The organism is Foliimonas ilicis, from assembly GCF_039939195.1.
Classification (GTDB): Bacteria; Pseudomonadota; Alphaproteobacteria; order Rhizobiales; family Rhizobiaceae; genus Foliimonas; species Foliimonas ilicis.
This window is the reverse complement of the sequence record NZ_JBDUUH010000018.1, coordinates 94,940-114,656: the sequence shown is the minus strand read 5'-3', so window position 1 is coordinate 114,656 and position 19,717 is coordinate 94,940. Positions and strand designations below refer to the sequence as shown.

General features: G+C 54.8%; 21 protein-coding genes and 2 pseudogenes. 13 read left to right on the top strand and 10 right to left on the bottom strand.

Annotated elements, in window-relative coordinates:
• The first annotated feature begins 213 nt into the window (after positions 1-213).
• The 7 genes from ABFT80_RS27130 to ABFT80_RS27100 all read left to right on the top strand — a co-directional run bounded on the left by ABFT80_RS27130 (position 214) and on the right by ABFT80_RS27100 (position 5,783).
• The gene (locus ABFT80_RS27130) at positions 214-525 is read left to right on the top strand and encodes a PepSY domain-containing protein (RefSeq protein WP_347975059.1); all 312 of its coding nucleotides are present in this window, start codon (positions 214-216) and stop codon (positions 523-525) included.
• Positions 526-550: 25 nt separating this feature from the next.
• Positions 551-1,171: a general stress protein gene (locus ABFT80_RS27125; RefSeq protein WP_347975058.1), complete on the top strand. Its 621-nt coding sequence runs from the start codon at positions 551-553 to the stop codon at positions 1,169-1,171.
• A 155-nt stretch (positions 1,172-1,326) separates the two neighbouring features.
• Positions 1,327-2,499, top strand: a complete 1,173-nt coding sequence (locus tag ABFT80_RS27120; protein WP_347975057.1) for a zinc-dependent alcohol dehydrogenase — start codon at positions 1,327-1,329, stop codon at positions 2,497-2,499.
• A 33-nt stretch (positions 2,500-2,532) separates the two neighbouring features.
• Complete coding sequence (locus ABFT80_RS27115) at positions 2,533-3,165, top strand: DUF6766 family protein (protein WP_347975056.1); 633 nt, start codon at positions 2,533-2,535, stop codon at positions 3,163-3,165.
• Between the two features lie 43 nt (positions 3,166-3,208).
• Complete coding sequence (locus ABFT80_RS27110) at positions 3,209-3,610, top strand: SemiSWEET family sugar transporter (protein ID WP_347975055.1); 402 nt, start codon at positions 3,209-3,211, stop codon at positions 3,608-3,610.
• A gap of 513 nt (positions 3,611-4,123) precedes the next feature.
• Positions 4,124-4,306 (top strand): hypothetical protein, encoded by a 183-nt coding sequence (locus ABFT80_RS27105; RefSeq protein ID WP_347975054.1) that lies wholly within the window; start codon positions 4,124-4,126, stop codon positions 4,304-4,306.
• A 1,156-nt stretch (positions 4,307-5,462) separates the two neighbouring features.
• A complete protein-coding gene (locus tag ABFT80_RS27100; protein WP_347975053.1) occupies positions 5,463-5,783 on the top strand; it encodes a c-type cytochrome in 321 nt (106 codons plus the stop codon).
• A 484-nt stretch (positions 5,784-6,267) separates the two neighbouring features.
• Here the strand turns inward: ABFT80_RS27100 and acpP are convergent, their stop codons facing one another.
• From acpP to ABFT80_RS27080, 4 genes are all read right to left on the bottom strand, one after another.
• A complete protein-coding gene (gene acpP, locus ABFT80_RS27095; RefSeq protein ID WP_347975052.1) occupies positions 6,268-6,507 on the bottom strand; it encodes an acyl carrier protein in 240 nt (79 codons plus the stop codon).
• A 29-nt stretch (positions 6,508-6,536) separates the two neighbouring features.
• Positions 6,537-6,731, bottom strand: a complete 195-nt coding sequence (locus ABFT80_RS27090) for a hypothetical protein (protein WP_347975051.1) — start codon at positions 6,729-6,731, stop codon at positions 6,537-6,539.
• 228 nt (positions 6,732-6,959) lie between these two features.
• Complete coding sequence (locus ABFT80_RS27085) at positions 6,960-7,145, bottom strand: ribonuclease H family protein (RefSeq protein ID WP_347975050.1); 186 nt, start codon at positions 7,143-7,145, stop codon at positions 6,960-6,962.
• 107 nt (positions 7,146-7,252) lie between these two features.
• Positions 7,253-7,603 (bottom strand): hypothetical protein, encoded by a 351-nt coding sequence (locus tag ABFT80_RS27080; protein ID WP_347975049.1) that lies wholly within the window; start codon positions 7,601-7,603, stop codon positions 7,253-7,255.
• A gap of 1,240 nt (positions 7,604-8,843) precedes the next feature.
• On the opposite strand from ABFT80_RS27080, the pseudogene ABFT80_RS28215 reads away from it, so the two are divergent.
• Positions 8,844-9,098 (top strand): annotated as a pseudogene (locus ABFT80_RS28215) (autotransporter domain-containing protein); the annotation flags it as partial.
• 62 nt (positions 9,099-9,160) lie between these two features.
• Here the strand turns inward: ABFT80_RS28215 and ABFT80_RS27075 are convergent.
• The 5 genes from ABFT80_RS27075 to ABFT80_RS27055 form a co-directional block, all read right to left on the bottom strand.
• A complete protein-coding gene (locus tag ABFT80_RS27075; protein WP_347975048.1) occupies positions 9,161-10,696 on the bottom strand; it encodes a PAS domain S-box protein in 1,536 nt (511 codons plus the stop codon).
• A 358-nt stretch (positions 10,697-11,054) separates the two neighbouring features.
• Positions 11,055-12,221, bottom strand: a complete 1,167-nt coding sequence (locus ABFT80_RS27070; protein WP_347975047.1) for an extracellular catalytic domain type 1 short-chain-length polyhydroxyalkanoate depolymerase — start codon at positions 12,219-12,221, stop codon at positions 11,055-11,057.
• 484 nt (positions 12,222-12,705) lie between these two features.
• Complete coding sequence (locus ABFT80_RS27065; protein WP_347975046.1) at positions 12,706-12,987, bottom strand: hypothetical protein; 282 nt, start codon at positions 12,985-12,987, stop codon at positions 12,706-12,708.
• Positions 12,984-13,223 (bottom strand): hypothetical protein, encoded by a 240-nt coding sequence (locus ABFT80_RS27060; RefSeq protein WP_347975045.1) that lies wholly within the window; start codon positions 13,221-13,223, stop codon positions 12,984-12,986. Before ABFT80_RS27060 ends, ABFT80_RS27065 begins: the two co-directional genes overlap by 4 nt.
• A gap of 397 nt (positions 13,224-13,620) precedes the next feature.
• Entirely contained in the window at positions 13,621-14,217 is a 597-nt protein-coding gene (locus ABFT80_RS27055) for a hypothetical protein (RefSeq protein WP_347975044.1), read from the bottom strand.
• A gap of 571 nt (positions 14,218-14,788) precedes the next feature.
• Between ABFT80_RS27055 and ABFT80_RS27050 the strand changes: the two genes are divergently transcribed.
• The 3 genes from ABFT80_RS27050 to ABFT80_RS27040 all read left to right on the top strand — a co-directional run bounded on the left by ABFT80_RS27050 (position 14,789) and on the right by ABFT80_RS27040 (position 15,704).
• On the top strand, positions 14,789-15,055 hold the full coding sequence (locus tag ABFT80_RS27050; protein ID WP_347975043.1) for a hypothetical protein: 267 nt from the start codon (positions 14,789-14,791) through the stop codon (positions 15,053-15,055).
• 83 nt (positions 15,056-15,138) lie between these two features.
• A complete protein-coding gene (locus ABFT80_RS27045) occupies positions 15,139-15,372 on the top strand; it encodes a hypothetical protein (RefSeq protein ID WP_347975042.1) in 234 nt (77 codons plus the stop codon).
• Between the two features lie 110 nt (positions 15,373-15,482).
• A complete protein-coding gene (locus ABFT80_RS27040) occupies positions 15,483-15,704 on the top strand; it encodes a hypothetical protein (protein WP_347975041.1) in 222 nt (73 codons plus the stop codon).
• A 55-nt stretch (positions 15,705-15,759) separates the two neighbouring features.
• Here the strand turns inward: ABFT80_RS27040 and ABFT80_RS27035 are convergent, their stop codons facing one another.
• A complete protein-coding gene (locus ABFT80_RS27035; protein WP_347975040.1) occupies positions 15,760-16,938 on the bottom strand; it encodes a GGDEF domain-containing protein in 1,179 nt (392 codons plus the stop codon).
• Positions 16,939-17,053: 115 nt separating this feature from the next.
• On the opposite strand from ABFT80_RS27035, the pseudogene ABFT80_RS27030 reads away from it, so the two are divergent.
• Positions 17,054-17,368, top strand: a pseudogene (locus tag ABFT80_RS27030) (DUF4158 domain-containing protein); the annotation flags it as partial.
• Positions 17,369-17,454: 86 nt separating this feature from the next.
• Positions 17,455-19,704, top strand: a complete 2,250-nt coding sequence (locus ABFT80_RS27025) for a putative bifunctional diguanylate cyclase/phosphodiesterase (RefSeq protein ID WP_347975039.1) — start codon at positions 17,455-17,457, stop codon at positions 19,702-19,704.
• Positions 19,705-19,717: the final 13 nt, after the last annotated feature.

Genomic DNA, 19,717 nt, shown 5'->3' with positions numbered 1-19,717 from the left:
GCTCTTAGAAAGCGCGAACAAGACCTTCGTTCCGTTCTGCAGCCCAGTATATTTTACCTGTGGTTTCACATTTTTAATTGCGTGCCGTGTTTTGAGACCGGGACACCCGACCACGCTGCCGGTGGTGAAATAATTTTTCGTCTGGAGGGAACGTGTAGTGCCAGCGAGGGTTCTTACCGCAGGCCTAACCCCATGAAACTCGGAGAGACCACTATGAAACGACTAGTTTTCGCTGCAGCAACGATTGTTGCGCTTTCGACTTATGGACATGCCCAGGAGACGCCGGCGGCACAACCGGAAACGCCGGCAGTTGTATCGCCTGATGAAGTAAATCCCTCCGCGCCGGTCGAAGGCGCCAACAGCTTTACTGAAGGCCAAGCAAAAAGCCGGATTGAAGAAGCTGGCTTCGCCGACGTCACCGAATTGGTGAAAGGCGATAACGGCATCTGGACATCCAAGGCTAGGAAAGACGGCAAAGACGTTACCGTTTCTCTTGATTACCAGGGCAATGTCGTAGCCGAATAATTATTATTCAAGAAAGGAATACGCTATGAGCACCATTACAGGACTGTTCGACAATTACAGCGACGCTGAAGCCGCGGTGAGCGAGTTGCGCTCAGCTGGTCTGCGTGAAGACGACATCAGCATCGTTTCAAGCAATGCCGACGGATATCACGGCGACGGCGAATCCAACGCAGGATCCGCAGCCGGTACAGGTGCCGGGATAGGCGCCGCCCTAGGCGGCGCCGGTGGTTTGCTTGCTGGCTTGGGCATGATTGCTATCCCAGGCGTCGGCCCGGTCGTTGCAGCCGGTTGGCTCGCAGCTACTGCCGCAGGTGCCGTGGCAGGTGCGGTTGCAGGCGGCGCAGCCGGTGGCTTAGTCGGCGCTCTCACTGATTCAGGTGTGCCAGAAGAAGACGCTCATGTTTATGCAGAAGGTGTGCGCCGGGGCGGCACTTTGGTTACGGCACGCGTAGCCGACGACAGTGAACTGGAGCCGGTTGCCCAATCTATCCTTCGTGGTTCGAACCAGGTCGACGTGGCGTCGCGCCGCTCGGTTTACGCCGCTGAAGGCTGGAGCTCCTTCGACGAAACCGCTGACCCATACTCGCCGGAGGAAATCGAGAAAGAACGCGCGCGCTACGGCGGTGACAAGCCACCTCTCGTATAAATCCATTGCTGAGAAAGCCTCTAGTACGGGGCTTTCTTGGCACATTTGAGGGTGACTTCTTCCAACCATCGGTCCCCTCACCTTACATCGCGATGATCACGCGCCCGGCGTTTGACCGAAATTGCGCATGAATTCGTCAGTAAAGGAATGGAAATATGAAAGCGCTTACATGGCACGGCAAAGGAGACATTCGCTACGAGAGCGTTGACGACCCGATCATCGAGGACGATCGCGACATCATTATCAAAGTCACCTCATGCGCGATCTGCGGTTCAGACCTGCATCTGATGAATGGCTACATGCCGACGATGGAGTCTGGCGACATTCTTGGTCACGAAACCATGGGTGAGGTGATTGAAGTCGGTAAAGCACACAGCAAATTCAAGATCGGCGACCGCGTTGTCGTTCCTTTCAATATTGCCTGCGGCGACTGCTATTTTTGCAAAAAACAGCTTTTTTCTCTGTGCGACCGGTCCAACCGCAACGCTGATAAAGCCATAAAGGCAATGGGACACTCGCCTTCCGGCCTATTTGGCTATTCCCATCTGCTGGGCGGATATGCCGGCGGCCAGGCGGAATATCTGCGCATTCCATACGGAGATGTGGGACCCATCAAAGTTCCCGATGGCATGCAAGACGATCAGGTTCTGTTTCTTTCAGACATTTTCCCGACCGGCTATATGGCTGCCGAAAATGCCGGAATAGAAGCTGGCGACACCGTTGCGATCTGGGGTTGCGGGCCTGTCGGCCAATTTGCGATCCAGAGTGCTTGGATGCTCGGCGCCGGCCGGGTCATCGCGATCGATACCGTTCCAGAGCGCCTTGAGATGGCGCGATCATATGGCAAAGCCGAAACGCTCGATTTTGCTGACGTCAAAATCTATGACGCTCTTATGGAGATGACAGGAGGCCGCGGACCGGATCGATGCATCGATTGTGTCGGAACGGAATCCGATGCCGGTGCAAGCGCTGATGCCATGCTCGATAAGGCAAAGGCCGCGCTTCATATCGGCACGGATCGTCCACATGTCCTGCGCGAAGCGATCTATTCCTGCCGCAAAGGTGGGACAATCTCCGTACCCGGCGTTTATGTCGGCATGCTTGACCACATTCCGTTTGGGGCGGCCATGAATAAGGGCCTGACCTTCAAAATGGGGCAAACGCATACGCATCGCTATCTTGAGCCTTTGCTGCAGAAGGTTGTCGATGGTGAGATCGATCCCTCCTTTGTGATCACACATACCGCTTCGCTTGAGGAAGGTCCTGATCTTTACAAGACATTCCGCGACAAGAAGGACGGCTGCATCAAGGTGGTGATGAACCCTTAAGCCTCTTCAGCGCGGTCAGTAAGGAACTGAGGTATGAAGACATTTGTGAGGGATAATGGCCTGTCGCTCGCTTTGAGCGCAATGTTTGTTATTTCAGCGTTTGGGATGATCCTGACTGGTCAGAATGCCTTCAACAAAGAATTGGTCGATCACGGAAAGATGGGTCTTGGACTATTTGCGTATGTTTGTAGCGGAAATTTTCTCTCGACACTTTTTGAAAATTGGGAAAGTGAATTTCTGCAGATGGCTGTTTATGTTGTCTTGACGGCAGTGCTTTTTCAGCGCGGCTCCTCGGAATCACGCGACCCAGATAACCCAACTCGCTCCAATGATAAAGCACCGTGGAAACGTCGTGCCCCTTTGCTTGCGACGCTCTATGAACATTCTCTGGGTCTGACGATGGCACTTCTGTTCATTACTTCGTTCTTTCTGCATTATTATTTCAGCCTGATCGCCGCAAATGAGGAAGCGATACGGCACGGCGTCGAGGCCCAGACACTCAGCAGCTATCTCATGGATTCCCAACTGTGGTTTGAATCGTTCCAGAACTGGCAGTCTGAGTTTTTATCAACGGCCGTCCTCGTCGTTCTGTCAATTTTCTTGAGACATAAGGGATCACCTGAATCTAAACCAGCCGGCGCTGATAACAAGGAAACGGGTACCTGATCGCAGTATCGGCTGCTTGTGGGAAGCGACTCTGCTGAGCCCGATGTCCAGTCTGGCGTTCAGCTCGCATTGGACTTGGCCATGTCGTCGCCCAGTCCTTGCTCCAAAGACCCAAGCATCGCTGATGCGCAACGTGAGAGTAATTGTGGATATAGCCCTGATCGTTGGTTATCTCGCATCCCTGTGTAGCGTAACGAGTTTCGTTCCTCAGGCATGGAAAATCGTTAAGACTGGCGAAACCGCGGCAATTTCCGCCCGAATGTACTCGGTCACTGTGATTGGTTTCTCTTTATGGTTATTATTCGGAATGATGCGCGTTGAATGGCCTATCATTCTGACCAACATGGCTTGTTTTTGCTTTTCACTTTTCATCTTGATTATGAAAATGCTGCCTGTAAGCCAGCGTGAAAAAATCTCGAAAAAGCTTTATCCGAAAAAGTTGTGAGGTTCGCTGACCATTTGCTGTGACGACGCGCGCAGCAACGAGGCCCGGTTTGATGATTGAAGACCCCTCCAGCCGGATCTCAACTATTGCCGACCCAGCTAAAAACAGCGGCGGCAGTTGGCGGTGCATGAGATAGATCAACGAAAGAATGCCCTGACGATAACGCCAGGAAGCAATCCGGCGAATGATACGAATTTTGCGAGTTCGTTTTCCGCTCCAGACATATTGTGATTTGTAGGCAATGTTTTGTATTATTTAGGACACCGCCTGCCTTCGGACGGCGAGTAGAGGGCGGGGCTCGGTTGCACCTCGTCGATCGATGTGACTTCGGCGAGTTGCATCCAGACCGCGCGCCGTAGCGAGGATCAATTTAAGACAGACACGTCGTGTTCCAGTGTTAGCTCAGTCGGTTTTTATGTCGCGTGCCTGTTGAGAAAAGTTAAATTCTCGGCTCCTTGACTTTCCATCGCTCTGCTTTTGAGTAGATTGTAATTGTTGAATCACGAGCGTCACATGTCGGAAAACTCAATCTCCTCCAAGCCCGAAACGCCTGACCTAGACCAAGCGCTGGCAAAGTTGTTTGACCGTATGCTCGATGAAATGGTCGCCGCTGGTGTCGGCATCACAGCGACTTTGAGTGCAATCAGGGCGATGAAGCTTAATGACATTGCTGATACGCCAGACGAACCGATTTAGCAATTATTAACTGTCAATTCCTATATCTGCGACTGCGCACGAGCCAATGTGCAATCAAGAGAACCCCGCACCTTCTTCGCCCAAGGTCGCGGGGTCTTCTACATTCATACGCCTTGTCGTGATGGCCAAAATCTCTCTTCCGAAATCTTCTGGAGTATGCCATTAGGCCCGCGTTGCAGACCCCGCAACACGAGGCCCAGTTCTACAGTCCCACAGCTCATGTGCTGGGCCTCACCCAAATCCACAGGCGGTTGCGTTTTGAACGGCACCAGACTGACAGACGGCGTAATATCAAAGCTGATCGACGAACTTGTGACGCGGATCGGAAAGCCCATCTTGTGGATACGGTGCAGAGCGCCGGTCCGACAGCGGCATTATGTGGGATCGTGATCGTTCTTCGATACGTTTCCCGGCCAGCCAATAGCTGAAGCCCGACCGTGAATTGCAGGATCGAATGCTTGTCTAGCATAGCATCAACCAGCCAGCGGCGTGTATTGGTGGCGCAAATTCGCGACAGGGAAAACCTCGAACTCGACTTCCAGTCGTACCACCCTGCGGCGCAGAAGATGCAAGAGCCTCACCCCTTATATCTGACCCAGCGGGTCACGATCCAAAAGCCAATGAAGGCACAGAGTAGGGCGTGCCAGTACTCTGATTGGAAGCCTCCCTTTGGGGACCTCCCGAAAAAGGCCTTACAATCTGCCGCACCGGCCCCGGCAACGGTGAAGCCGAATAGGACAGGGAAAGCCATGACAGCAGGATTGCGCGCGCGCTCACGATCAACGAAAGCGTAGAGCTTTTCGAAATCTACCGCCGCAGCCAAAGGATGGGGCAATTGATTTTTTGGTATGATAGACTCATGAATGATACCGTTTGCCAATAAGAGCCGATGATTTGGGCGAACGGCTAACGATGCGCTGGAACTATCTAGCCATCACGTTCGAGCAGCGGCATTTACCTTCGGGCACTGCGAGCGCCAAAACCCCGCTTTTGGGCGGTTTCAGATGTCGATAGTTATCGAGTTATGACAGAAGTGGTCGCGGGGTCGGGATTGAACCGACGACCGGCGGGTATGAATCGCGTGCGCTACCCTGCTGAAACTAAACTCCTACGCAACCGAAACAGTCGGTTAACAGTTTTGCACCACTGTGGGGGTATGAAAAGACTCACCCTCACGTCCGTGTTAGTGGCATTCGTTCTTCCAGCGTCAGCTGACGAACTCGTTCAGAAAGGCAAACAGATCGCTGAACAGAACTGCGTAGTCTGCCACGCAATCTCGACAGACGATGCTAGCCGCCACGCCGAAGCACCACCCTTGCGAGAGCTTTCGGCGCGCTATCCGCTCGATGCATTAGAGGAAGCGTTCACAGAAGGTATTTATGCAGGCCACCCTGACATGCCACAGTTTGAGGCCTCCGCAGAGCAGGTAAATGCTCTGCTGGCCTATCTTGCTAGCATCCAAAACCCGAACCCCTGATCCGCGCGAACCTGATTTATGCCGCTGCGTTGTGCTCTCTCTGGCGACGCATTTCGCTACGCACTGCAGTCATGAAAAGTCGGCGGTCGTCTTAACTTTTGTGCCTTTTACTCTGCTAAAAGAAATGATTAAAACACGTCGCCTGCGGCCCACATTTTGCACGACTGTACTGCAAACATCGCTGACTCGAGGGCTAAGCGCAGCAGCCGACACACACGTTTCGCTATTTTGGCTAACGCAGAGAGCGAGAACAGCGAATTTTATGCCATCCTACTCAAGAATGCACGATGATTTTGCCGAAGTTGCCACATATCTCGCGTGCAGTTCGGCCGTAACAAATTGACTGTTTTAAAGGATGAAGGCCGCAGCGCTAATCGGGGCCACTGCCTTTCCAGTCTATATCGTCCTGCGGATTTGCCGTTTATCGCGGTCGGTAAGAAAGCCTGTCGGAGACCTGCGCATTTGAGGTTTGCTCCGGCATCCGTCATGCTGTTGCTGTTCCGATATATTTGACGGTGTCGCCGACTGTTAAGCACTGCTCGGCATCCTCGTCTGGCACTTCGATGTTGAACTCATCCTCGAGAGCCATCAGGAGATCGACTAAGACCAAGCTGTCTGCGCCAAGATCGTCGATGAAATGTGACTGAGGTGTTATCGTCTCGGGCTTCACGTTGAGACAGACGCTGACAATTTTCGTCACACGTTCGTTGATTGAAGAAGTCATGCTCCCCTCCGTGTTGTTCGCCGTTGCTGTCACGACGCCCGCGCCTTAATTAACCAACTTTCCCTCATAGCCTCAATTGCCTGACCAGAGCTCAACCCAAACTCACGCTTGAGATACGGGACCAGCGGCTGCGGACGTTTCTCGTCCGGCATGACGGCAAGCCACTGCGCTGCGGTTTGAATGTTAGCTGAGCCCTGCAAAGTTTCAATCTTCGGATCGGTCACGCCGCTTTCCTTTGTTTTATGCCCCACATGCCAAATCCTTCGAAAAATGTCCGCCGCTTCATATTCCCACCTCTATATCGCGTATCGATGCTGTTCCGCCATCGGCCTACCGCAGAGCCAGTGTGGCCTCGCGCCCCGTGGTCGCCAGCCCTTCTTCTTCCGGCCTGCCTGCCACTGGTTCGATCACTCCGCGATCATCCAACCAGCGAAGAGCCATCAACGCGCCCGTCATTCCATGATGTTGTTGGGTGCCGGATCAGCACCGCCGCATTCAGAGTACACTTCGACGCCATCGCGATAGACGACAACGCCCCATCCGCCGGCGCCGGGGTTGGGTTCGCATTCTCCGTCGCAGAAGATGAAAAAGATCTTGCGAAACTGAATCCTGCTCGATCGCGTTATGGTATTTAGCATTGCGGCTCTTGAAAGGCAGTTTTCGGCCTTTCTTGGATGGTATCTGCTGTATGCTACTGCGGGTGAATGCCCCGCCCTCCGAAAAGAGCGGGAGGCGTTTTTTTTGTCTATCTTCTAGGGACGAAAACTAGTCCGGCAATGACATTGCCTTGCGGGCCATAGTCGGCGAGCACACCGTTGCAAAAGACATGAACGTTTTTCTTCGCGACTTTTTCGACCGCGTTTGCCTGATCGGCATGAAGCTTCTTCCCTACCTCGCTGTCAGGATCGACACCTGTCATCAACTGCTGGATATCCCACACAAGATCGACAGCGGTGTGTTGAATGCGTAAGTTGCCAGCGCAATAGAAAGCGGCAACCGTCAACTTCGCGAGGCTTTCGCTAATCTCTTCCGGATCGCGGTCTATAATCGATGTCGCATTGCATGTCCCCACAATCGTGGCGACTGCAATCGTCAAGGATGTGCGTCTCATCGGATTTCCTCGCGTTTAATTCTGCATCGAATACTGGAAACAGAAGAAAATCAATCTGTTGGCCTTATATGCGACCATCACTACGCGATGCCGCGCCACCACAAGAAAGAAATCGACATGCTGCAGCAAAGGTAAAATCATCCAGCGCAGTAACGTGAGCAATGGAGCGATTTGGATGCTGATCGCCTTATAGAGGAACAAGCCAGTCACAACCAATCTGGCCAGCCAACCCGAAACTGCCCCGATTTTCTCTCGGCGAAAACCGGTTGGCCTGTGTCATCACGAACGGACACCAAAAACAGCCGCTCTTACCGTTAGGTAGCTCTCTTCGGCTGCTACACTCGGCAGCACCAAGATGGCTACACTGCGCATCACTTCCCAAGTGCTACATTCAACGCCGGTTTGTCCACAAAAGTTCATCGTCATCGTGCAGGTCGAAAAATATCGCGTATTCAGTCTGCGCTGAGTGGCGAGCTAACAATGCTCTTGGACGGATAGTTCCATAGTGACCGGCGTCGGTCTGAATATAGCCACCTGCAACGATGGTTTCGTTCCGAGATTATGCAAAAGCTGATGTTTTAAAAATGTTATTGACCGGCAGATTTTACCTGCTCATTAATCGTACAATGCCAACCGCCTTGATCCACGTTGGAGTAGCGACTGCCGACGATCGGCGTTTGTTTGCTCTGGCCTTGGGAGGGAATATTGCCACTTCAAAAAGCCAGACTTGAACATCCGGACATATCCGACACTGAATTGATACAGCTGCTTTTCAATCAGGTCACACCCGCGCACGAGAACGTTGATGACAAGCGTAAACGGGCGCAAGCACTGGTGGATTTATTCGGTGGCACATCCGCAGAGCGATCTCATCTGGCCGAAGTTCTGGAATTGAACTGTATTCGACCATAGATTGAAGCGTGACGCCCGGAGGTCCGGTGCTTGCTCTCGCCGACGGCCATCAAACCCCGGCCTGAGCGCATGAGGCACGGCTTATGGCTCGTGGGATCCACCGACAGCGACGGCAATGCCACGGGCATCGATCGCTGCACCGCGAATTCGCCTAATCCTGGCACGACATAGAAACCAGCCGATCCGTCGGCTTTATCGGCTTCACCACAGCTTGTCGGCTGATTATGTCGCCAGCCCTTCGTCAATCTGGCCCATGTCAATGTGAGGACCGGCGGATTCACCGAGAGCTGCGGCACTTTCGGGCGCTACCGGCGTCACCTTCGCGACGATTGGCATTCGCGACGAAGCCGCGATCGGTCTCGCTCTGGCCAATGCCCGCCTTAATGGCATAATCGGCTGGCGACATGCCTTTGGCCACACAACGCCGGCCTCGACGCATGCCTTTGCCGGCTCGGACGCCTTCACAATCGCCGGCAGTTTGATCGGTCGCGACGTGGAGGTGCTCGACTCAGACGTTGATCTCGACCTCATTCCCGACGCCACGCTGGGCCTAGCCTACCAAGACTAGCAAGTGCTCGCCGTTATCGCCGGGCAAAGTGAACATGATCCCCGCTCCTGGGCATCGGCGCATCAAGGCGCAAGAGTCGCGTCTGGTGTCTCGCTCTCCAACAAGAATAGAGGAGCCACAAGGTGCCACGTCAATCCATCGTTCTGCCGGATAATTGTGCCTGTTCCGCCTAGCGCCGTCGGCGTGATGCGTTCCAGGATGGTCTTGCCAAAACCGGCATGCGCGATGGCCTGATGGGCCGGAACACCCGTCTCTGTCCACTTTAGGTCAAGCATTTGAACGCCATTTCTATGGATGATGGTCCATGCTACCTCGACCGTTCCGGGACCGGCCGATAATGCTCCATATAGGGTCGCGTTCGTTCCCAATTCGTGAAAAGCCATTCCTAGATACTGGACGGCCATCGGCGAGAGCATGACTGATGGCCCAGAGGCGGTGATCCGGTCTGAGCGGTTAAAGGTCTCCCTCTGCGCCTTCAACACGTCAGCGATTGGCGCGCCGCGCCAATCGTGGCTCACTAGCAGATCGTGGGAGCGGGCCAGCGCCATGATCCTTTCCCGGATTTTGGTCTCGAACTGGTAGGAATCCTGTGCCCGCTTGCCTGTTTGCCTAATCATCGACAATATGACGGCAAACTGGTTCTTCACCCGATGGTTGACCTCCCTCAACAGCGCGCGGATGCGATTTTCATTGTCGAGCCGTTCAGTAATATTCCGGGCGATCTTGGAAGCTCCCAAGACGCTTTCGCCGTCGCCCTTGATGGGTGAAACCGTCAGGGAGATCGGGATTAGCTTTCCGTCGCTGCGGCGGCGTAGGGTTTCGTAGTGCTCGACGCGCTGACCTCGCCTGATATTATCCAAGACATAGATCTCCTCCTCCAGTCGGTCGTTGGGAATGATGCGGGTAATAGATTGCCCGATCATCTCTGCTGCCGAGTAACCAAATATCTCCTCAGCAGCCCGATTCCACGAGGTGACAATGCCATTGAGGTCCTTGCTCACAATAGCGTCCTGTGAAGATTGTACGATTGCGGCAAGTAACCTGCCGTCCCTCACCAACTGGTTTGCGCGCTGAAGGGCAGCTTCCCGATCTTTCGTCGCTTTTGCGGCGGCGTCGGCAGCCTCTGAGGCCGAAAGTCGAAGCTCTAGGCGATCGACGATCAACGATGCGAGATTTTTGAGAATGCTTATCTCGCACGTCGGAAACTCTCGCGAATTTCGATCCATGACGCACAGTGTGCCGAGCCTGACACCGTCTTTCACCGCAAGGGGAACGCCAGCGTAAGAGTTCATTCCGAACTCCCGGATCAGGCGGTTCTCCCGAGCGGCTGCAACTTTCGACGCATTTGAAACCAGCCAAGGCTGATCCTGAAACAACGCGGAGGCGCAAAGACCCGGTTCCCGGTCCATGTGATCTAGTTGCAGCCCATGTCTCGACTTGAACCATATGTGATCAGCATCGATGACGCTAAAAAGTGCGACTGGCGCTTTCAAAAGCTCGGCCGCAAGGGTGACAATACTGTCAAACGCCGCCTCGGGGACCGTGTTCCCTACGGCGTACCGCCGCACTGCATCCAATCGTGCCGTTTCGTCTGCCATTACCAACCTACATACCCCCCCGGTCATCACAAACTCTCGAGATCATTGGACGTTCCTCAAGAATTATCGCAAGAATTCGATAGCTGGAATCCGTGAGATGTCTGTGGTCAGCGGACGTGTCACCTTGCTCGCGGAAATGTTCGTCGGCATAAATGTAAGCTGGCGAAGGGTGGACCCTAGCTTTTTCGCGGGCGGGCAAGCAGAATATGGAAGAGGTGCATGGCGATTGCTCGCTGAAAGCAGCCAACGATCACCAGGCCACAACGTTCTGTCGGTTGAACCGACCCGTTTAGGCTCCACTTTTCGTAATCCGAAGTGACTCGTGAGACCGTAGCGTGTGACCGATTGCGCAGTTCACCTAGCGCATCAGGCCTGCTGCGCGGAGCGCATCCTCGAGGATCTTCTTCACTCGCGTGGTGGCGGACGCCACGGGAGGTGAAAACTCGTGGATGGCGGTCAATTCCTGAGATTTTACCTTTGCCGTTTCCGTAGTGGGCGTTTGGCCGCGGGAATGCTGACGCTGGACAGCAGGGCTTTTTGGTGCGGACCTCTCAAAGACGCTTTTCTGCGTACCCGCGATACGCCAGAAGCGCGTGATCTCGCGCGTGGAAGAAATGCCGACATTAAGCATATAAGGTCCCGGAGTGCCCAAGCCGTCATTGCCGATCGGCGTGCCGTGGCCCATTCCCCCGATCATGTTGATTTCGAGCGTCGTCTCTCCGGAAGTGTCTAACCAGACCTGTCTTGCAAGTCTGCCGGCCATTTCCGAATGCGTCGGCACCTTGTCGAGTCCATGAATACCTCGCCACTGTGCCGCGATGGCTTCCGCGTTGGACGCCGAAACAGTGTGGTCGGCCGCGCCGTGCCAGATTGAAATCCTTGGCCAAGGTCCATGATGATCTGACGCGCTGCGGATAGCACGTTGCAGATTCCGTTCGCACGGACCGCCGTGCCCACGCATGCGATCGAACGCTTCTGGAACGGTCGTTGCGCTGCCATAGGGAAGTCCGGCTATGATCGCACCGCCGGCAAAGACCTCCGGATACGTCGCCAGCATGGCCGCCGCCATCGCGCCGCCGGCCGACAGACCAGTGATGAAGATACGTTCACGATCGAGTTTGTAAGCGACGACCATCGCCTCGATCATTTGCCGGATGGAAAGCGCTTCGCCCGCATTCCGTCTAACATCGGCAGGCAGAAACCAGTTGAAGCATAGGCTCGGATTGTTGGCATGCTGTTGTTCGGGATAGAGCACCGTGAAACCGACTTCATCGGCAAGTTGCGACCAGCCGGAGTGGCGGTCGTAGCCGGCCGCATTCTGGGTGCAGCCATGGAGGACAACAACCAGCGGCGCGCCTTTGCGCAAATCGTCCGGAACATGGCACCAAGCCTTCAACGCGCCGGGGTTGGACCCAGCAACGGTTAACGACTGGAGAGCGTCTAGAGCGCCGGTGACGGCGGAATAAGGGACGTGCTGCGCATGGAGTGCAGCGAGCCGTGCGATCGTATCGGAGATTTTTCGCAAATCAAGCCGTCCCTATTGTGACGTCCGGAAGGGACGGCAGATTGTTAAACGCACGCGCAGCAATATCGTTGCTGCACTGCACAATAGCAAGGAAGGGGACAAGTAGCGAGCTTGGCTGACGCTTTGGCGTTCACAGCCTCGTGAGGCGCACGCTAAACGCGAAATCCGGAAAAGGTACCGCTAAGGCGCCGCTGTGTGGGATCAAAGCATTGCTCCAATAGCACGCGCAGTCGCGAGCAGCACGGCGTTGATAGCGGCGGTAGAACTCATCTTGTTCCTGCTGTCCACGGACCTGCCCGTTGATTCATCAATGTAGGCGGTTTTATCTGGCAGGCGTCCTTGCGGTTGAGGATGCGGAAATGAAGCTTTCTGACTCGCTCATCGCGACGATCAATTTCACGATGTAACCGATCAATTTTCAGAAATCCCTTCTAGGCGGCATGCGGGCTCACTGACCTATTTGCCGATCCGACGACTTTTATACCTATTTTGGCGGAACTTTTGCGTCTTTCGAGTGCGCTGCAATCCCGGGACCGGCGCCCGTCGTTTTCTCGATGGGCACGTTTCCTGCTTCGCCCGCATTTGGGTTCACACCCTCTGACCGGCGGGTCTTTTCGTTGGCCTCATCCATCGGCTGGGACAAGCCTTGGCCCTGCGCAGGCTTCTTGTTGAGCGCAGCATCCAAGGAGAACTCGTTTTTCTTATCTTCTTTCACTTCCTCTGGCTTGCGTGCGCCGGTCTTCCGGTTGTTTTCATTTCGAGTCAATGGCATTTCCCCTCATCGGGTTGTGATAGCTTACTCGTCAGCCGGTCGGGGTCTTCAACATAGGCAAGCTTCTGATTACTCACTATTTGATCGAGCGAAGTAAATACGGCTGGTGGTTCCCATCCGGATACGATTGCGAGATCAACGAGTTCACGCACGGCATCATCAAGCGCTTCCGCGCAGGCCGTCAGGTATTCGGGGTGGGTACTATCGAATGCCGGCGGGCGTATTTTCATGAACTAACAATACGCCGTTGAACCTAAAGGTTCCCTGAGTATCCGCCGATAAAAACTTCGGCCTTTTGTTTGCCGCTTAATGCAAACAGCTCTCACCATCTTCGCAGCGCTCGCCGTGCCATAGCAAACCGGCAACTGCCCCACTTCGTGCAGTCCAAGTGAAAACACCAATGCATGTCGACAGGCTCCGGCTTGTGGGGCGGTGCCGGTAAGGGTTTAAGGGATTGTCCGCAATTTGTAGGTTTTTTGACCGCTGTGAAGTCTAACTCGGTGGGATTCCACGCTACGATTTCAAATGGCTCATCGTATGTCGAACTCGTGAATAATACGATTTCTTCATCTTACCATCAACGAAATGAGCCGAGCCTGAAAATCCGCATTCGAAAACTGATCGAAATCAGAATGCCGTGAGAGCTGATTCCGACAACGAAAAGTTGCTGAGACGATGAAAGCTGAGGGCTAGTTGCTCCTGGCGAACACAAGCCAGTACGTACAGGCGTTCATTACGATTAACGCGATGACCGCGACTGGTTGCTTGGAGGCGAAGTGCCAAGCGAAGCTGATGATCGCTGACTAACCTATACCAACCACGAATGAACTGTTTAGCCGCATCGACATCATATCCAATCGACTTTCCTATACACACGAGATTAAGCAGGCGTAATCGAAGTAAATCCGAACCAGATCCTTGCTTGGCTTCCAACAGCACACGACATGCCTTGATGGTTTCTACTGCTTCCAGAATTGCCTCAGCTACCTCTTCGCCACCGAATTGATTGATCAACCGTGCCATTTCGTTGAGGCAGTAAACGATTTCATCAGGGCAGCCACGAACGTTGTCCGGTATCTCCGGGTAGTTGATCTGGTCTTGATAATTGCGGATCGTTGACGCAGCGCGACGCAAAAGGCCGGCGCGCTCAGAGTTGGTGAGGATATCGATCTCATTCGCAAACCGGCTAAGTTCGTAAATGAATGTAGCAATCGTATCGCTCATTCCGGCTTGTCAGTTTTGACGCGCGCCCATATTTCCGGCGGTAGTGCGGCCTCAAGGGCAGTGTCCGCCTCAAGCTGAAAGCTCATCCACATCGGTTTTCCTTCAAACAAAGTGTCTTCAGAATTACCTGAAAGACGACATAAGGCGCGGGCCGCTCGTTCTCGGGGCGATTTTGTCTTCAATATTTCCTCTCCCGCGCAGGGCATCGAGACATTGAACTAGCCGTTTGGGATGACCGCACCGTCAGTTAGACAATACGCTAATTATCTCGTCCCCGTATCGCAATTGAATTTCTGCCGCGCCGATGCCGGTTAGGACAGCAACTATCGCCAGTAACCCGAATGCTCGCCTGGTCATCTCGGCACTCCTGTGAGAAACAACCGCAGGCAATCATAGTCACCTTACAATGAGAGAGGCGTCAATCTCTTTCGAAGGGCTAGTTGGTGACGCACCTTTCCGATTCCAATGGTCGTTCCCACGCTGATAGGGGTTATCGAGATGCTTACTGCGTACGGTATAGGGGCTACGTCATGGTCGGAGGAGGTGAGGCCCGGCACATGAGCTTTGGGATATGGGAACCGAGCCTCGTGTTGCTGGGTGCTGCAACGCGGGCCTGATGGCATATTCGCGCTTATTCCAAAAAAAGGAAATTGGCAGCACCCGGCAGGCATTCTGCAAAAACCCGCAAATCGGGGTGAAGAAGATGCGGGCGCCGACGGCGATCATTTTCATCGAGCATACAATCAAACAACTGTGTCAGCGCCTAGTTGAGATCGGGCGCTTCAATTTGCGGTATGACGTTGATCGGTTTGGCAAGCGTACACTCTTGTTTCAATAATTGAATTCTACCGAAAACCGGAGAGCTGAAAAGACAGTGAGGCGGAAATTTAACTTTCTCACAACGGGAGCACAGCATCAAAGATGACTGAACTCACGCTGAAACATGGCTTGGCTGTCTTAAAAATTGCTTTGATCCTGGCTACCGCGGTCGGTCAGACCCGGCCGGAATTTTCTCGGACGCCAAACTGGGTCGCGGCGGCGCGGGGCGTCTCGGTTGCATCGAAGCGAACCGGCAAGAGCCGCGGGCAGCGCTCACACTACCTGAACGCCATCACAGCAAAATCTTTGCATTTCTCTTCATCATTGGGGCATTAGGCCTGAGTGTGTGGGCACTGTACCTAGATTGACCGTGGCTGGCAGGCATACTAACGATCCTTGCGACAGCCGTCTGCGCCTTTATCAAGGTTACAAAATCGGAAAGCAAAATGACCGATTCGACCCAGCAATTCATTTCCGAGCTACGCCGAGCCGTGAATGAGATCGATCTTCTCACTAAGCCGGAGCGCGCCGGGCTTTTGCGCCGTGCAGCAGTAACGATCCGCGATTACCAAGATCAAATCAACAATCTGTCGATTGGCGAAGAGGTGGCGGAAATCATCCTCAAATGCCGCCTACTTCAGGAAGCAAAGCAGGAACTCGAAGAGTAAGGCCGGAAATCCAAACCAACATTTTCGCCGGGCCAAGTCGAGCGTGATCTCCCCCTTAAGGTACGACGTATAATCCGTTTTGGTTTTTGACACGGCGACGACTGTCATGAGCCTTGCGGCGATAGAGGTCTTTATCTGCCTCAGCTAAAACACCATCTGCATACAATCGGCCTTTTGGCTTCCAGTCCGCGACACCAATACTGGCCGATAGACAGATCTCTTCGCCGGAGATCACGACGGGCGTTCTTGCCAAAGCGTCGTGAATTTTTTCCACACTCTCCACGACTTCGTACTTACTGGTCTCCGGCATAAGGATACAAAATTCATCACCGCCCAGACGTGCGACGAAATCGCCTGCGCGCACTGACGAAGACAATATGCCGGCAAGGTGAACGAGCGCCGTATCTCCGGCCGCATGACCGTATTTGTCATTCAGCTGTTTGAACTTGTTCAGGTCGATTAGCGCCACAGAATATGGAATCGCCGAGAGCGTGCTCCTGCGATGCTCGTCCAGCAGAGCAGCCCGCAAAGCGCGTCTGTTTCCGATCCCTGTCAAATCATCGGTCTCCGAAAGCCGAGCAAGTTCGGCTTGCAACTTGTCTATGGCCATAAATGCGAAGCCGAAATTCCACACCATTCCGCTGAAAATCGTGCATAGGAGCGCATAGGAAGCCAACTGATAAAATGATGGAAAAGTCATCGCGCCTGTCAGGACAGCGAAATTTCCGCCGATAACAGACAACTGCCCCACGGCGGCAATGGCGAACGCGACTGACGCAACGCCCGCGCCAAGAGCTTGTCGTGCCGGTTTGAGCAGATAGATTATCGAAAGCACCATGACCGTCATTTGACCCGTCGCATAGACCATGCTGCGCAATCGATCCTGATCGTGGAAAAAGATCATCGCGAACACGGAAACCAAGGTCAAAATGACGGCCGTCAACTGACCCCCTCGTTTTCCGTAGAAACGACGAATTCCAATCCAGGACTGACAGAACCCGTATATGACGATTGCATTGCCCAGTATCGCGGGAACCAACGAGCCTTGATTGCCCTGTATCGTCAGAATGCTTCCGCCAATCATTGAGATGACTGAGCCCGCCAGCCAATGTTGAGCGGCGACGTGCGGATGATAACGATATGCGAATGCTGTCCAAATCACCGTAACTGTAAGCGATTTGAGAAAGATCACGACGTAGAGTGTTAGGAAATCCAACGCCAAGACAGGGCCCATCTCACTTGCTCGTTGGGTTCAGCTACTGTCTGCATCTTCAAAATGGCTTAACGAAATAGATAAAATGATAAGGAACTCCCAAAGCGCATAGGGGCGATCATTCAAAGCCTCGTCAGTCGACGAGGATAGCCTGATCCACCATTCGTTGTCATCGGTGGATCGTCTGGAGATTGAGCTGCGAAGGCGTATGCATAACCGGCTTGGTTATGCCGTTCAGCTATGTCTGATGCGATACCCTGGCCGAGTGCTGGGACCGGAAGAGGTCCCGCCCCGTTATGCTTCGATATGTCGGCGACCAAATCGGCGTCGACCGAGAAGCATTTGCGTTTTAGGCACGCCGTGAAAAAATCCGCCTTGATCACACGGCACGCCTCACGGTGTATCTGGATCGAGAAGCGCGACGGCACAAGATCGTCGAGCCGCGCTATTGCTGCAATTCAGTTGCGGTACCCGACGACGGTGCTGTGAGACCCGGTTATTACCACATTCCGCGACCGATAAGGCTCAGAGGAACGTTTGGCGTGGTTTGTCGTTTTGGTGTTGAGAAATATTTCCCGAGTTTTCAACGCGCTAAACGCTGATGGGTCGACCAACTTGCTGACTCCGTATCCGATACCCGCCAACGAGGAGAGCCGCCTCAAGGCATTGGCAGACTATCACTTGATGGACACCCCGCCGGCGGAGGATTTCGAGCGTCTGGGGGCATTGGCATCCAAACTGTTCGACGTGCCGATCGTCCTCGTCTCGCTCATCGAGCGCGATCGCCAGTTCTTCAAGGTCCATGTCGGTCTCGACATCTGCGAGACGAGCCGCGAGGTGTCGTTCTGCGCGCATGCCATCGTTCAGGACGACATCCTCTTCATCCCCGATGCGACCAAGGATCCACGCTTTTCATCCAACCCGCTCGTTCTTGGCCCGCCCTTCATCCGCTTTTACGCCGGAAAACCGCTGTTTGCGCCGAGCGGCGAGAAGCTCGGCACGGTCTGCCTGATCGACAGCAAGCCGCGACCGGAATTCACGGCGGAGGATCGCAAGAATCTCACCGATCTGGCGGCGCTGGTGATGGACCGCATGGAAATCCGCCGGCTGGAATATGTGCGCACCGTCAGCCAGGTCCGGTTCGAGAACATCGCGGAGACTTCCCCCGACGCAATCATCTGCTCGAACTCGGAAGGCGAAATCACCTTCTGGAACAGATCGGCGGAACGGCTCTTCGGCTACTCCGCCGCCGAGATGGCGGAACGTTCGAGCGAGGTTCTCATCCCCGACAGCTGGCGGCGAATATACGAGGCCGAACTCGACCGTCTGCGCAATGGCGAGCGGATGGAACTCGCCGACCGCACGATCGAGCTCTCGGGCCTGCGCAAGGACGGCAGCGAGTTTCCTGCAGAGTTCTCCCTCTCGACTTGGCAGGAGGGTAACAGTACCAGCGTCGGCGCGATCGTGCGTGACATCACCGAACGGCGGCAGAACGAGGAGCGCCTGTTCCGGCTGGCCGCGATCGACGCGCTGACCGATCTGGCCAATCGCGGCGCCTGGAGGGAATGCCTGGCGGAGAGACTGGCAGCGGAGAAGCCGGCTACAGTGTTGCTGCTCGATCTCGATGGCTTCAAGGACGTCAACGATACTCTCGGCCACTCGGCGGGCGATTCCGTTATCAAGGACGTGGCGATGCGCCTGAAGGCAGCTTCCGAGAACGCGATCATGGTCGCACGGCTGGGCGGGGACGAGTTCGTCGCCTTGCTTCCCGGCGACGACGAGCGTCTGGCAAAGGCCATGGCGGCACAACTGGTCTCGGTGATCTCCCAGCCCTATGCATTTGCCGGGGAACGCATCGATATCGGTGTCAGCATCGGCGTCGCGCTGTCGCCGCTGCACAGCGCACGGCCGGAGGAGTTGCTCAGCGCTGCCGATCTTGCGCTTTATCGTGCGAAGGCGGCGGGGAAAGGAAGGTACGAGCTGTTCGAACCGGCCCTGCGGGAAGTGGCGGTCGCGCGACGCGCGTTCGAACAGGAATTGCGGGAAGCGTTCCAGAACGGCGAGTTCGAGTTGTTCTACCAGCCGCAAGTGGCCGTGGAAGACCGGCGGCTCACAGGCGCCGAAGCCCTTATGCGGTGGAACCACCCCGAGCGCGGGCTGCTCAGCCCCGTCTCGTTCATGGATGTGCTGAGCGAAAAGCCGATCGCGCCGGAGGTCGGCGAATGGGTGCTGCGCAGCGCCTGCCGGCAGCTTGCCGAATGGCGGAAGTCCATTCCTGACATGCGGATCGGGGTGAACCTGTTCGAGGCGCAGATGCGTTCCGGCAACCTCCTGACGATTGTCGAGGAGGTGCTGGTGGAAACCCGTCTTCCAGCCGATGCGCTCGAACTGGAGCTTGTCGAGAACATCCTGCTGCGCAACGACGCGATGACGGCCCGGCTGCTCAAGGACCTTTGCGAACTGGGTGTGGGGCTTGCCTTCGACGATTATGGGACGGGGTTCGCCTCGCTCAGCCTGCTCAAGCGCTATCCCGTCTCACGGCTGAAGATCGACCGGTCCTTTGTGCGGGACGTCAACACCGATCCCGAAGACGCCGCCGTGGTAAACGCGGTGCTCTACCTCGGCCGAAGTTTCGGCATGGATGTCATTGCCGAAGGGGTCGAGACGCAAGCACAGCTCGACTTCCTCAGGGAGAACAACTGCCCGCAAGCACAGGGCTATCTGTTCGGCAAGCCCGTCAACGCTTCCGAGTTTGCGGAGAGATTCGCGGCAACTGGCAAAGCGTGATGGTCGCTTCATT